The organism is Paenibacillus sp. USDA918EY (assembly GCF_009870825.1).
In the GTDB taxonomy this organism is placed as follows: domain Bacteria; phylum Bacillota; class Bacilli; order Paenibacillales; family Paenibacillaceae; genus Paenibacillus_AQ; species Paenibacillus_AQ albilobatus.
Map to the genome: position 1 here is coordinate 300,165 of NZ_WTWY01000004.1, position 12,971 is coordinate 313,135.

Consider the following 12,971-nt stretch of genomic DNA (forward strand, 5'->3'; position numbering starts at 1 on the left):
GACGGTAACAGATAGGGGAGCTTATGCTGAAGAATAAGAAGAAATGGATTTTTCTCGGAATCGTCGTTTTGCTGCTGCTTGTTTTCGGACTTTACCGTTATTACATATACGTAACTCAGGACATCCGGGCCCAGGAGACGGCAGCGATTCTGAAGGCGAAGCAGGAGACCAGCCTCGTAAAGGTGACCGAAGCCCAAAAATCGGTGTGGGATACGATCTGCTGGGCGATCGAAGGCTTGGACAAAGACAACCGGCCGGTGATGGTATGGGTAACGATGGACGAAGACGGCAAAGTCAAATCCGGCGAAGGCACGGTTCACGAAGAGCTGCTTTCAAACGGCATTTCGGAAAATCAGGTCAGGGAGAAGGCGCTGAAGGAGATACCCGACGTGAAAAAGCTGAAGATCGTGCCTGGAATGTATAACGGCCAGTATGCCTGGCAGCTTTTTTACTGGTCGAAGGATCATTATTACTACCAATTCTATCGGTTTAGCGACGGCCAAAGCATCGGAGGTCCGTTTACGCTGCCGAACCGGTAATGAAAAATAGGCGTCATATGTAGATTTGTCCGTTCAAGAATGAAAAAGAACCTCATGAAAATGGGGTTCTTTGGCGTGAGCAGGATAATATTTTAAATACTTTCACACATTACCTTCGATTTAGTATATACGATGTGATATACTCTTCATTGTAGTGATTCGATATACTCTATCGATCTGGTGTGACAGTCGTGTTGAAATGCAAATCGGAAAAGTCCTGAATGACCGTGACGAGATGCTTATGCTTAAAGCTCTTTGCCGCGGTTGTCTATTTTTCGTATGATATATATAGAAAATAGTTTTAGAATATGAGAGGAGGACATACGTTTTGAAACTGCGTCCAATACCAATTGCGATTACTGTTGTCATATCGGCGGCGCTGCTGTTCGGAGGCTGGTTCATTTACCGCCAAACGACGATGCAGGGTCCGCTGCAGAAAATCGTTCAAAATTATAAAGGCGTCAACAACGCCCAATTCGATATTAGCCGCAATCAGATCAACCTGAAGCTGGATTTGAAGCCGGACACGAACCTTTCCGGTCTTGTGAATCAAATTACGACGCAAGGCAAATCGGTGGTGGGGAACCGCGAGCTGAATTTCGACTTTGTGGACCACTCATCCGATAAGCTGAACCGTTTTTGGGACTCGGCCATGTTTTCCGTAGCGGAAGCGATGGATAACAAGAAATATACCGAAATTCCGGCCAAGCTGGATCAGCTTGCGAAAGATACCGGCATTAAAACCCAAACGGAAATGGATGCCAAAAACGTGTATATCGGCCTTAGCGACGGCGAACACAGCAAATTTATCGTATTGCCCCGGAACCCCGGAAAGATTGGGGTGTGGGAATAATGCCTAGATGGTCCAAAGAGATTCTCATCGGATTCGTTCCGGTGCTGCTCATATTTCTGGCATATATCGGCGTCAACATCATTCCGCTGATCATCGCGACGCTGCTTGTCGGCGGGCTGCTGTTCATGGCGAGCGTTCGCGGCGGGCTGGCCGTAGGGGCCGGAACGGAACGCAAACGCAAGAAGAGAGGCCCCAAGAAGCTGACGTTCGAAGAAATCGGCGGGCAGGATCATGCCAAGCAGGAGCTGATGGAAGCCCTGGACTTTTTGATTAAACATGAAGAGATCCGCAAGCTGGGCATCCGCCCGTTAAAAGGGATTCTGCTCACGGGCCCTCCCGGAACAGGCAAGACGCTGATGGCCAAAGCCGCGGCTCATTACACGGATTCCGTATTCGTGGCTTCTTCCGGCAGCGAATTCGTCGAAATGTACGTCGGCGTCGGTGCGGGACGTGTGCGTGAATTGTTCCGCGAAGCGCGAAACCGCGCCGTGAAGGAAAACAAGCAAAGCGCCATCATTTTCATCGATGAGATCGACGTCATCGGCGGCAAACGCGAAGGCGGCCAGCAGCGCGAATACGACCAGACGCTGAACCAGCTGCTGACCGAGATGGACGGCATTTATTCGTCCGACAGTCCGAGAATTTTGCTGATCGCGGCGACGAACCGCAAAGAAATGCTCGACAGCGCGCTGCTCCGTCCGGGCCGCTTCGACCGGCATATCCAGGTCGATCTGCCCGACAAAAAAGGCCGCGAGCATATTCTCCGGCTCCATGCAAAAAACAAACCGCTGAAAACCGATGTCGATCTCGGAAAAATCGCCGAAGAATCCTTTGGCTTTTCCGGGGCCCAGCTGGAGAGCGTCATGAATGAAGCAGCCATTTATGCGATGCGTGAAGGGCTGAAAGAAATAGAACAAAAACATTTGTCCATGTCCATTGACAAAGTGATGATGGGCGAACGCACCGACCGTGAATCGACGCTGGAAGAGAAAAAACGCGTCGCGATCCACGAACTCGGACATGCCATCATGGCGGAGCTCGTCCGGCCCGGCAGCGTAAGCCAGGTAGCGCTCAGCCCGCGCGGCAAAGCGCTTGGATATGTGCGTCATAATCCGACGCAGGAGCAGTATCTGTATACGAAGACGTTCCTGGAAGAGCAGATTATGATTGCGCTTGGAGGAGCTGCGTCGGAAGAAATTTTCTACGGCGGACGAAGCACGGGTTCAAGCAACGACTTCGAGCAGGCGCTCAACATCGTGCAGACCATGATGAAATCCGGATTGACCTCGCTAGGCATCGTGGATTTGGATATGGTCACGAAAGAAGAGCTGATGAAAGAAAATACCGCCATCCTGGAAGATCTCATGACACGGACACGGACGATGCTTGAAGAACGCCGTACAATCTACGAGCAGTCGCTCGATATCCTTTTAAAGGAAGAAACGCTGTCCGGCGACCAATTCCGTCGACTATTTCGTGAACATTCCCAATTACCAGCATAATTCTATGATGCTGGTCTTTTTTTTTACTTTTTTTTTATGCTAAGTTATTATTATAGTTTGGGTCACCATGTACCTCACATACAAAAGGTTATATGGGTACAACATAGAAAAAGCATAAGTGGCCATAGGAAGGTGGAAGAGAAACATGTATTTTAAAAAGATTGGCGTTATCGGCGGCGGTACGATGGGTCAAGGCATCGCAGAGATGCTGGCGACACGCGGCCTCGATGTGCTGCTCGTGGAAAAAACGCCGGAGAAGCTCGATTACTCTTATTCCATGATCGAACTCAGCCTGGATAAGCAGCTTGAAAAATGGGCGATTACCCAAGCGGAAAAAAAATTGATTTTGGGCAGAATTCATAAAGTGGTGCATCTTGCGGAGCTCGGCACTTGCGACATGGTCATCGAAACGATTTCCGAAGACCTGGACGCAAAACGCGTCGTGTTCTCCCAGCTGGATCAGGTATGCCCTAGCCATATTATTCTTGCCAGCAATACTTCTTCGCTCAGCTTGACCGAGCTGGCCAGCTCGACCATGTATCCGGAGCGCGTCATCGGCATGCATTTCATTCATCCGGTCAGCAAAGTGGATCTGGTGGAAATTATCCGCGGATTAAAAACATCGGACACGACCTTCACGGAAACGAAACGTTTTGTCGAGGAAGTCGTTCACAAAAAAGGCATCATGGTATACGAATCTCCAGGTTTCGTGTCCAGCCGGATGATCTGCCTCATGATCAACGAAGCGCTGCACATTCTCCAGGAAGGCGTTGCGTCTCCCGAGGACATCGACGATGCGATGCGCATCGGGTATCAATTCCAATACGGTCCGCTGGAGATGGCCGACCGCTTCGGCCTCGATTCCGTTCTTGCGGCTTTGGAGCGGATGTTCCGCGAATTCGGCGAGCTGAAATACCGTCCTTCGATCGTGCTTAAAAAGATGGTGCGCGCGGGGCATTTGGGCGTCAAAACGGGCGAAGGCTTCTTCAAGTATGACAAGGATGGTGACCGGGCATGAAAATTCTAGTAATCAACGCGGGAAGTTCTTCCCTCAAATACCAGCTGTACGACATGACCGACGAATCGGTGCTTGCCAAAGGTTTGGTAGAGCGAATCGGGATGGATTCTTCCATCGTGACCCACAAACCTACGGGCAAAGCCGAGGTGACGGAAGTCAGCGAGATTTTGGAGCATACGACGGCGATCCGCAAGGTGCTCGGCCTGCTGACAAGCCCTGAGCACGGCGTGATCGGCTCGATCGACCAGATCGAAGCGGTCGGGCACCGTGTTGTCCACGGCGGCGAATATTTTGGCGAGTCGGCGATCGTCGACAGCGACGTGAAGTCGAAAATCCGCCAGCTGTTCGACCTGGCTCCGCTTCATAATCCGGCTTCCATGATGGGCATCAAGGCTGCCGAAGCCAACATGCCGAACATCCCGCAGGTGGTCGTTTTCGATACCGCCTTCCATCAATCGATGCCGGAGCATGCTTATCTGTACGCCATTCCGAGAGTGCTTTACAAAAAACATAAAGTAAGACGTTACGGCGCCCACGGCACGTCGCATGATTACGTCAGCCTGGCGGCTGCGGAATTCCTGGGCCGCAACATCGAGGATATGAAAATCATCACCTGCCATATCGGCAACGGAGCCAGCATCACGGCCGTCAAAAACGGGCGTTCCATCGATACCTCGATGGGCATGACGCCGCTTGAAGGTTTGATGATGGGAACGCGCAGCGGCGATCTGGATCCGGCGATCGTACCTTTTGTCATGAACAAAGAAGAGCTGACGGTCAACGAGGTCAATTCGATGCTGAACAAACATAGCGGACTTTTGGCGATTTCGGGCATAAGCAGCGATATGCGGGAAATTACCGAAGGGATGCAAAACGGCGACGCCAATTCGAAGCTGGCATTCGACATGTACGAATACCGCCTCCGCAAATACATCGGTTCGTATGCGGCCGTCATGAACGGCGTCGATACGATCGTCTTCACGGCAGGCGTCGGAGAGAATTCGGTTGTTTTGCGGGAGAAAGTATGCGAAAATTTGACTTATCTGGGCGTCGAGCTGGACAAGGAACTAAACGAAATCCGCTCCGGCGAACCGCGCCGCATTTCTTCGGCCAATTCCAAGGTGGAAGTCCTGGTGGTTCCGACCAACGAAGAGCTTGTCATTGCCCGGGACACAAACCGCCTTGTCAAGGGATTGAAGTCGTAGAATATGGCGGCTCGAATTTAAGCAAGTTATTGTAAAGGGAGAGATTTAGGCATGGCCACCAAAAGTGTGATTCGTGACGTGAATAAGCACGTAGGAGAAACCGTTACGATCGGCAGTTGGATTCATAACAAACGTTCCAGCGGAAAAATCCAGTTTTTGCAGCTGCGTGACGGCAGCGGATATATTCAAGGCGTCGTCGTCAAAAACGAGGTTTCCGAGCAAGTATGGAATGACGCCAAAAGCTTGACGCAGGAAAGCTCGGTCTACGTGACCGGCGTCATCCGCGAAGAGCCCCGGAGCCAATCCGGCTACGAGATGACGGTTACGGGAATCGAGATTATCCACCTGACCGAAAATTATCCGATTACCCCGAAAGAACACGGCGTCGATTTCCTGATGGACCATCGCCATCTGTGGCTGCGCGCGCCGAAACAGCGCGCCATTCTGGTCATCCGCAGCGAAATTATCCGCGCCATTCAGGAATTTTTCGATCAAAACGGATTCACACTGGTCGATCCGCCGATTCTGACTCCGACATCCGCAGAAGGAACGACGAACCTGTTCCACACGAAATATTTCGAAGAGGACGCCTATTTGACGCAGAGCGGTCAGCTGTACATGGAAGCCGCGGCGATGGCGCTCGGCAAAGTATATTCCTTCGGACCGACGTTCCGGGCCGAAAAATCCAAAACCCGCCGCCACCTGATCGAGTTTTGGATGATCGAGCCGGAAATGGCTTTTACCGATCACGAGGAAAGCCTTCAGATCCAGGAGCGGTTTATCGAGCATGTCGTTCAATCCGTCGTGAAAAACTGCAAAACGGAACTTGAGACGGTCGGACGCGATGTTTCCAAGCTGGAAAACATCAAAGCCCCGTTCCCGCGCATCACGTACGACGATGCCATCAAGTTCCTGCAAGGGGAAGGCTTCGACATTCCTTGGGGCGAGGACTTCGGCGCTCCGCATGAAACGGCGATTGCCGAAAAATACGACAAGCCCGTGTTCATCACGCATTATCCGGCCGGAATCAAGGCGTTCTATATGAAACCGGACCCGAACCGTCCGGAGGTCGTGCTGTGCGCGGACATGATCGCGCCGGAAGGCTACGGCGAAATCATCGGCGGTTCGCAGCGGATCGACGATCCTCAGCTGTTGGAACAACGCTTTAAAGAACATGACCTGTCGATGGAAACGTATCAGTGGTATATGGATCTGCGCACGTATGGCACCGTTCCGCACTCCGGATTCGGCCTCGGTCTGGAACGTACGGTAGCTTGGATTTGCGGTCTGGACCACGTCCGTGAAACGATTCCGTTCCCTCGCACGCTGTATCGCCTCTATCCTTAATTGGGAGAGATGACGATCATGGACAGCGCAGGATGGAAAACATGGGCCGATGGAGCTTCAGCCGGCTTGGGAGCGGGCATGGCGATCATTCCGCACATGCTGCTTCGGCATTACCGCAAGCTGAAGCTAAGCGATCAAGAGGTGCTTCTGCTCATTCACCTTATTTCGTTTAAGCAGGTGGAGCAAAAAGATTTTCCGACACTGGAAGAGCTTCAGGAAGTGATGGGAATTTCGGCCCAAGCCATCGCGCAAAACCTTCAGAAGCTGCTTAAGGCCGGGATGATCAGCATCGACGAAGAGTTGGACGAATTGCGGAACATTCAATACGAACGTTACAACCTGTCCGGCTTGTACGAGAAGCTGGGCCGGCTTCTGGCCGAGCAGCATCGTAATCCGTCCGAACAGCATACCGAACAGCCTGCCCGCCGGAAAACGGCGGCGGAGCCCGAGCAGGAGCCGGGCAGCAATCTGTTCGTCGTATTCGAGAAGGAATTCGGGCGGCCGCTGTCGCCGATGGAATGCGAAACGATTTCCGGCTGGATCGACGACGACCGGTATCCGGAAGAATTGATCCGGATGGCCTTAAAGGAAGCGGTTTTCGCCGGAAAGGTTCATTTCCGGTATATCGACCGGATTTTGCTTGAATGGAGCCGCAACCGCGTCAAAACGGTCAGCGATGCCAAAGCCTATACGCAAAAATTCCGCAACGGCGGACGCGCATAAATGAAAATAAGAATCGGCGTACTTTGACATAAGATGGCTAACGGGAATTTTTCTTGAAATATAAAACCACGCAAAGCGTGCCTTTCCGAAGCATTCGGAAGGCACGCTTTTGTGGTAAAATACATAAGGAATGATGGATCTGATATCGATAGTGGGAGGAAATCCATGAAGAACATATTGGTCTTGGGCGGAACGCGCTTTTTCGGCAAACGGCTTGTTGAGCTGCTGCTGGACGAAGGTTTTAAGGTGACGATTGCCACCCGCGGGAAAACCAAGGATGATTTCGGCGATCGGGTGGAACGCATCCAGCTGGACCGTGAAAATAAAACATCGCTAATGAAAGCCGTCGCAGAGGGGCGGGAATGGGATACCGTTTTTGATAATATTTGCTTTTCCCCGCAAGCGGCGCTGGATGCCTGCGAAGTGTTCCAAGGAAAGGTAAGGAGATATATACTCACTTCAACGTTGTCCGTGTATGAGCCGGCTCCGCGCAAACATAAGGAAAATGACGTGAATCCGTACATTTATCCGGTGACGCTTGGCGTAAAAGACGATTTTCCTTATGGGGAAGGGAAGCGGCTGGCCGAAGCGGTGTTTTTTCAGCATGCCGATTTCCCGGTTGCGGCGGTGCGTTTCCCGATCGTGCTTGGAGAGGATGATTACACCGGCCGCCTTGAATTTCATATCGATCACGTGAAACAAGAGCGGCCGATGGGCATTCCGAACCTGAAGGCGGAGATGTGCTTTATCTCCTCCGGCGAAGCGGCGTCTTTTCTTGACTGGCTTAGAAAGCAGCGCGTCGAAGGTCCGATCAACGCATGCTCGCAAGGCGAAGTGAAGCTGTCCGAACTGCTCCGCTGGATCGAAAAAGAAACCGGAAAAAAAGCGGTGCTCACCAACCAGCCTCAAGATGAGGACAAATCGCCGTTTGGCGTTCCGGATTCGTGGCTGATGGACACCGGCAAAGCGGAGCGTCTCGGATTCGAGTTCCTGCCGCTGCGCGCCTGGCTGCCTGCGCTGATCGGCAAGCTGTCTGCCGAAAGATAACACCGTTACCTGCCCCAAGCCTTTCCTTTGCCGGGAAGGGCTTTTTTTTGCAGCTTCAAGTGAAAAATGGTTCAAAAAATTTTTTTGAAAAAATGCAGGGGCGGCAAAATCCTTGTCGTCAATTGTTACGGGGAAGGGGGAGAGAAAAATTGACGAAGCACGATTGATCGATCAAATCAGGCGCGGAGACCAGGCTGCATTCCGGATGCTTGTCGAGCGGTACGGGCAGCATGTGTTCCAAACCGCCTATTCGGTGCTTAAGAACGCCAAAGAGGCGGAAGACGCCGCGCAGGAAGTTTTTTTGCAAATCTATAAATCTCTCCCGGATTACCGTTCCCAAGGGTTGAAAACATGGATTACGCGCATTGCCGTAAATAAAGCGATCGACGCGAAACGAAAGCTGGGCAGGCGGCGGGAAGACCAGATGGCCGAAGGCGAACTTATCGAACATTTGCCGTCGTCGGAAGAGGATGCGCTGAGGCGGCTGGTCCGCAAAGAGAAACAACTGCTGCTGGAAAGGAAAATGGACAGTTTGCCCGCCCAGCACAAGGACATTTTGATTCAGTTTTATATAGAGGAAAAAAGTTATGACCAGATCGCCAGGGAACAACAAATTGCGGTGAAAACGGTAGAATCGAGGCTTTACCGGGCCCGAAGCTGGATTCGGAAGCACTGGAAGGAGGAAGAGTGGTATGAATGACGACCGGAAGGCCGTTCCGTCCGTGGAAGAATGGGCGGCATACATCCGCGGAGACGCGTCCGTGCAGGAGCGGGCCGCATACATGGAAGACCTGCTTTTGGAAAATGAACAGGCGCTGGAGCTGTACATGCAGGCACTGGAGCTCGTCGAGGCGGAGCTTCCCGTGTTGCCTCGACCGGAGCGGTTTACGGAAATGGTTATGACGCGGATCGGCGAATCCGAAGCCAAAGTGGTACACATGGAGGCCAGGGACGACAGGCGCCGCTGGTACGAGCACCGTTTGTTCCATTATGCCATAGCGGCCTGCTTGACATTGATCTTCCTCTCGGCAGGGTGGTTCGACAAGCTTTCACCCGGTCCGGAACACGTAAAAAAACATGCCGGGGAAGCTTCCTTCAGCGAAGAACTGGTCAAAGTGACGACGGGATGGATCGACCGGTTGAAGCCTTAATGCCGATTCCAGGCGGATTTTTCGGGGGATAACGGAAATTTTCGAATTTTCAAGCATATATGACGAAAGGAAAGATGAATTTGGAACCTTACCGCAATAAAATGACGGCCTTTATACTGAACTTCATCCCTGGACTGGGTCATTATTATATGGGGAGAAAAGGAAGAGGGTTCGTTTATCCGTTTCTGTTTTTCGGTGGGATATTGTTCGGGTTCATGCTGGCGGTCGTCACCGGTTACCAGGGGAAGTTTTTTCTTGGACTAACGGCCGTATGCGCCGTGCTTTTATGGCTCATCTGCATGCTGGATTTGATGGTGTATTTGCTGCGAATGCCGGCATATCGGCCCAATGATTATCGACCGTACGAACATGATATGAACGGTTACCAGCCTTATGCCAATCCGGGCATTCCGCCTGCCGGGCCGGAGCCGTATCCCGGTCAGATGGGCATGGGCGGCGCCGGTTCTGCATTTCGCCCGCACCCGCCTCATTCCAGCTCCGGACAAAATCCGGAGAGCGAACGGTTTTATACGATTTTGCTGTCCTTTGTGCCGGGGCTCGGTCATCTGCACATGGGACTCATGCAGCGGGGACTATCGTTTTTGATCGCTTTTTTCGGGCTGGGCACGATCATGTTTTTCCTGACCGGGATTACAAGCCGCACCATTTTCCTGCTGTTCCTGGGCGTGCTGCCGATCATTTGGCTGTACTGCATGTTTGATGCCGTTCAGCTCATTCACCGCAGACAGGCGGGGGAGATGCTTCAGGACCGCTCCTTGTTTGATGACATGGAGTCCGGACGCGAGGAAGGGAAACGAAGCAAAGTGATCGCGACGCTGCTTTCCGCTTTTCCCGGTGCGGGGCATATGTATTTGGGATTGCAAAAAAGAGGCCTGCAGCTAATGGTTATTTTCCTCGGCAGCGTGTATGTGCTGGATGTGCTGCGTTTGTCCTTGTTTCTCTTTTTGATTCCGCTTGTCTGGTTTTTCTCGTTTTTTGACGGGCTGCAGCAAACGAGCCGCTACGGACGCGAGCCTCTTGTGGACCGCCCGATCGTCGAAGGCATATCCGACCACCAGCGCTGGCTGGGCATCGGTCTCATGCTGCTCGGTCTTTATTATGTCGGATCCACGATCTTGGTCCCGTTCCTTGACCGCTGGTTCCCGGAATGGTTTATCGACTATAAAATGCGTTATTTGAAGCCTGCTATCGTGTCGATCCTGCTCATTGCGGGCGGCATCAAGCTGATGGCCGGCTCGGATAAGGGCCGCAGGGACAAGGAACGGAAGTTTCATGGGAAGTGATCTTTGAAAATAAGCAGTTTACAAACCCTGCTGAATCGTTTGTTACAAGAAGGGAGCGGATCCGCTCCTTTTTTTGTTTGCGGGAGGGAAATTATTTAGAGCGGGAATGCTATCGCCGGTATTTTTCATTTTAAAAGATATGAGGGTTTGAGGCCTTGGGAACGTTCCGCTAAGATGGAATACAAATGATTTTTTGAGACTGTGAGGTATAAAAACATGGCGACGATGGATGACTTTTTGAAGCTGGACATCAGGGCTGGGACAATCATGATGGCGGAGCCTTTGGCGAAGGCGCGCAAACCTGCGATCAAGCTGGAGATTGATTTTGGCGAGCTCGGGATCAAGCGCTCGTCGGCGCAAATCACGCTAAGGTATTCTCCGGACCGGTTGGTGGGCAGGCAGGTGGTTGCGGTTGTGAACTTTCCGCCGCGGAGGATTGCACGCTTTGATTCGGAGGTGCTGGTGCTTGGCGGCGTTCCCGGCGAAGGGGATGTTGTGCTTTTAAAGCCGGACGAGGAAGTGCCGAACGGAACCCCGATTGCCTAAAAAGCAGGCAGAGGCGTTAGGGAAAGAAGCGCCGCTGTGGTATATTATAAGAATGAATTCATCACAGAAACGGAGCGATTAGCAGGATGGCTGAGAATAAACAACAAAAGGCAAAGGGGTTCGCTGCAGACCGGGGAACGGAACGGCGTGCATTTCAATCGGCGGGTGCCCCTTCAGCCGGGAAAAAGGCTGCCCAAAAGCGGGCGGACGCCCCTTTGTCCCGAAATAAACCTGCCCAGCCAAAAGAAAAGGGCCGAAATGCAAAACCGGCTGCGAAAACCCATCCTAAAGCGCAAGATCGGAAAGGCACCTTCAATAAGGCTGGACAACCTTCCGCGGAATCGATTAAAGCCGGCGACCGGATCGTCGTGACGATCAAACGGATCGGCATTAACGGGGAAGGCGTCGGCTACTACCGGAAAAAGGCGGTTTTCGTGCACGGAGCACTGCCGGATGAGGTCGTGAAGGCCATGGTTACCCGGACCGAACCGGGATATTTGACAGGGGAAATCATCGAAATCGAAAAAAAATCGCCGCAGCGCATTGAGCCGCCGTGCCCGATTTATTACAAGTGCGGAGGCTGCCAGATTCAGCATATGAACTACGACGCCCAGCTGCAGGCGAAAGAAGAAATTATAAGGGAGTCATTTCAGCGTTATACGAAGCTGGAGACGCTTCTCATTCGCCCGATCCTCGGCATGGATAATCCGTGGGGATACCGGAACAAAGCCCAGCTTCAAGTGGGGCGGGAAGGAAAGGATGTCATTGCCGGCCTGTATGCGATGGGAACGCATCGCCTGATCGACATCAGCGGCTGCCCGATCCAGCATCCGGTGGTGAACCGGGTCATCGAGCAGGTGAAGGAAATCATGGAGGAGCTCGACATTCCCGAATACAGTGAACGAACGCGCCAAGGATCGGTGCGGACCATCGTGGCCCGCGTCGGCCAGACCGGCGGCAAGGTGCAGCTGACGTTCATTACGGCAACCGACCGTTTGCCGGATTCAAGGCGTCTTGTCGAAAAAATCCGCGAGCGGATGCCGATGGTGATTACGATCGCGCAAAATATCCATAAAGGGAAATCGCCGCTCGTGTTCGGCAACAAAACCGTCACTTTATGGGGGGAAGAGCAATTGGAGGAATCCCTTGGAGACGTACGGTTTGCGTTGTCCCCGCGCGCGTTTTTCCAACTGAATCCGGAGCAGACCGTAAAGCTGTACAATGCCGTGCAGGAAGCGGCGGGACTTACGGGCTCCGAGCTTGTCGTCGATGCGTATTGCGGGACAGGCACGATCGGGCTTTGGCTGGCGCCCCATGCGCATGAAGTGCGGGGCATCGAGCTGATTCCCGAAGCGGTGCTGGATGCCCGCGACAACGCCAAATCGTCGGGCGTGGACAACGCCCGTTTCTACGAAGGCCGGGCCGAACAGCTGCTGCCCGAATGGGTGCAGCGCGGCGTCCGTCCCGACGTCGTTGTCGTCGACCCGCCGCGAACCGGCTGCGAGCGCCCGCTGCTGGACGCCATCGTCCAATCCAAACCGAAGCGGATGGTGTACGTATCCTGCAACCCGGCTACCCTGGCGAAGGACTGCCAGGTGCTGCTCAGCGGCGGTTACAAGATCGAGTGGGTGCAGCCGGTGGACATGTTCCCGCAGACGAGTCATGTGGAGTGCTGTACGCTATTGGTGAGAACGCAGTGATATATAGATAGCGGTATTAACCTGAATTGAAAAAAC

13 protein-coding genes are annotated in these 12,971 nt (G+C 52.8%); all 13 read left to right on the forward strand.

The features are described from left to right. Positions 1-23 precede the first annotated feature (23 nt). The 13 genes from GQY55_RS11495 to rlmD all read left to right on the forward strand — a co-directional run bounded on the left by GQY55_RS11495 (position 24) and on the right by rlmD (position 12,935). Positions 24-539 carry a cell wall elongation regulator TseB-like domain-containing protein gene (locus GQY55_RS11495; protein ID WP_160041350.1) on the forward strand — a complete coding sequence of 172 codons (516 nt, stop codon included), beginning with the start codon at positions 24-26 and terminating at the stop codon, positions 537-539. A gap of 328 nt (positions 540-867) precedes the next feature. Then, on the forward strand, positions 868-1,392 hold the full coding sequence (locus GQY55_RS11500) for a hypothetical protein (RefSeq protein WP_160041352.1): 525 nt from the start codon (positions 868-870) through the stop codon (positions 1,390-1,392). Continuing rightward, entirely contained in the window at positions 1,392-2,894 is a 1,503-nt protein-coding gene (locus GQY55_RS11505) for an AAA family ATPase (protein WP_160041354.1), read from the forward strand. The genes GQY55_RS11500 and GQY55_RS11505 overlap by 1 nt, the downstream gene beginning before the upstream one ends. Positions 2,895-3,039: 145 nt before the next feature. After that, a complete protein-coding gene (locus tag GQY55_RS11510; RefSeq protein ID WP_160041356.1) occupies positions 3,040-3,912 on the forward strand; it encodes a 3-hydroxyacyl-CoA dehydrogenase family protein in 873 nt (290 codons plus the stop codon). Beyond that, entirely contained in the window at positions 3,909-5,117 is a 1,209-nt protein-coding gene (locus tag GQY55_RS11515; protein ID WP_160041358.1) for an acetate/propionate family kinase, read from the forward strand. Before GQY55_RS11510 ends, GQY55_RS11515 begins: the two co-directional genes overlap by 4 nt. A gap of 51 nt (positions 5,118-5,168) precedes the next feature. Next, a complete protein-coding gene (gene asnS, locus GQY55_RS11520) occupies positions 5,169-6,464 on the forward strand; it encodes an asparagine--tRNA ligase (RefSeq protein ID WP_160041360.1) in 1,296 nt (431 codons plus the stop codon). Between the two features lie 18 nt (positions 6,465-6,482). Next, the gene (locus tag GQY55_RS11525) at positions 6,483-7,187 is read left to right on the forward strand and encodes a DnaD domain-containing protein (RefSeq protein ID WP_160041362.1); all 705 of its coding nucleotides are present in this window, start codon (positions 6,483-6,485) and stop codon (positions 7,185-7,187) included. A 165-nt stretch (positions 7,188-7,352) separates the two neighbouring features. After that, positions 7,353-8,234: an NAD-dependent epimerase/dehydratase family protein gene (locus GQY55_RS11530; RefSeq protein WP_160041364.1), complete on the forward strand. Its 882-nt coding sequence runs from the start codon at positions 7,353-7,355 to the stop codon at positions 8,232-8,234. A 112-nt stretch (positions 8,235-8,346) separates the two neighbouring features. Beyond that, on the forward strand, positions 8,347-8,934 hold the full coding sequence (locus GQY55_RS11535) for an RNA polymerase sigma factor (RefSeq protein ID WP_201452139.1): 588 nt from the start codon (positions 8,347-8,349) through the stop codon (positions 8,932-8,934). Further along, complete coding sequence (locus GQY55_RS11540; RefSeq protein ID WP_160041366.1) at positions 8,927-9,385, forward strand: hypothetical protein; 459 nt, start codon at positions 8,927-8,929, stop codon at positions 9,383-9,385. Before GQY55_RS11535 ends, GQY55_RS11540 begins: the two co-directional genes overlap by 8 nt. Before the next feature lie 74 nt (positions 9,386-9,459). After that, positions 9,460-10,689 carry a hypothetical protein gene (locus tag GQY55_RS11545; protein ID WP_160041368.1) on the forward strand — a complete coding sequence of 410 codons (1,230 nt, stop codon included), beginning with the start codon at positions 9,460-9,462 and terminating at the stop codon, positions 10,687-10,689. Positions 10,690-10,905: 216 nt separating this feature from the next. Further along, a complete protein-coding gene (csaA, locus tag GQY55_RS11550) occupies positions 10,906-11,235 on the forward strand; it encodes a chaperone CsaA (protein WP_160041370.1) in 330 nt (109 codons plus the stop codon). A gap of 86 nt (positions 11,236-11,321) precedes the next feature. Beyond that, the gene (gene rlmD, locus GQY55_RS11555) at positions 11,322-12,935 is read left to right on the forward strand and encodes a 23S rRNA (uracil(1939)-C(5))-methyltransferase RlmD (RefSeq protein ID WP_160041372.1); all 1,614 of its coding nucleotides are present in this window, start codon (positions 11,322-11,324) and stop codon (positions 12,933-12,935) included. Positions 12,936-12,971 lie beyond the last annotated feature (36 nt).

What these genes read in the sequence shown, in the direction of transcription:
- GQY55_RS11495 (WP_160041350.1), top strand. Translation starts at nt 24, where the DNA reads ATGCTGAAGAATAAGAAGAAATGGATTTTTCTCGGAATCGTCGTTTTG.
- GQY55_RS11505 (WP_160041354.1), top strand. Translation starts at nt 1,392, where the DNA reads ATGCCTAGATGGTCCAAAGAGATTCTCATCGGATTCGTTCCGGTGCTG.
- GQY55_RS11510 (WP_160041356.1), top strand. Translation starts at nt 3,040, where the DNA reads ATGTATTTTAAAAAGATTGGCGTTATCGGCGGCGGTACGATGGGTCAA.
- GQY55_RS11515 (WP_160041358.1), top strand. Translation starts at nt 3,909, where the DNA reads ATGAAAATTCTAGTAATCAACGCGGGAAGTTCTTCCCTCAAATACCAG.
- asnS (WP_160041360.1), top strand. Translation starts at nt 5,169, where the DNA reads ATGGCCACCAAAAGTGTGATTCGTGACGTGAATAAGCACGTAGGAGAA.
- GQY55_RS11525 (WP_160041362.1), top strand. Translation starts at nt 6,483, where the DNA reads ATGGACAGCGCAGGATGGAAAACATGGGCCGATGGAGCTTCAGCCGGC.
- GQY55_RS11530 (WP_160041364.1), top strand. Translation starts at nt 7,353, where the DNA reads ATGAAGAACATATTGGTCTTGGGCGGAACGCGCTTTTTCGGCAAACGG.
- GQY55_RS11540 (WP_160041366.1), top strand. Translation starts at nt 8,927, where the DNA reads ATGAATGACGACCGGAAGGCCGTTCCGTCCGTGGAAGAATGGGCGGCA.
- GQY55_RS11545 (WP_160041368.1), top strand. Translation starts at nt 9,460, where the DNA reads ATGAATTTGGAACCTTACCGCAATAAAATGACGGCCTTTATACTGAAC.
- csaA (WP_160041370.1), top strand. Translation starts at nt 10,906, where the DNA reads ATGGCGACGATGGATGACTTTTTGAAGCTGGACATCAGGGCTGGGACA.
- rlmD (WP_160041372.1), top strand. Translation starts at nt 11,322, where the DNA reads ATGGCTGAGAATAAACAACAAAAGGCAAAGGGGTTCGCTGCAGACCGG.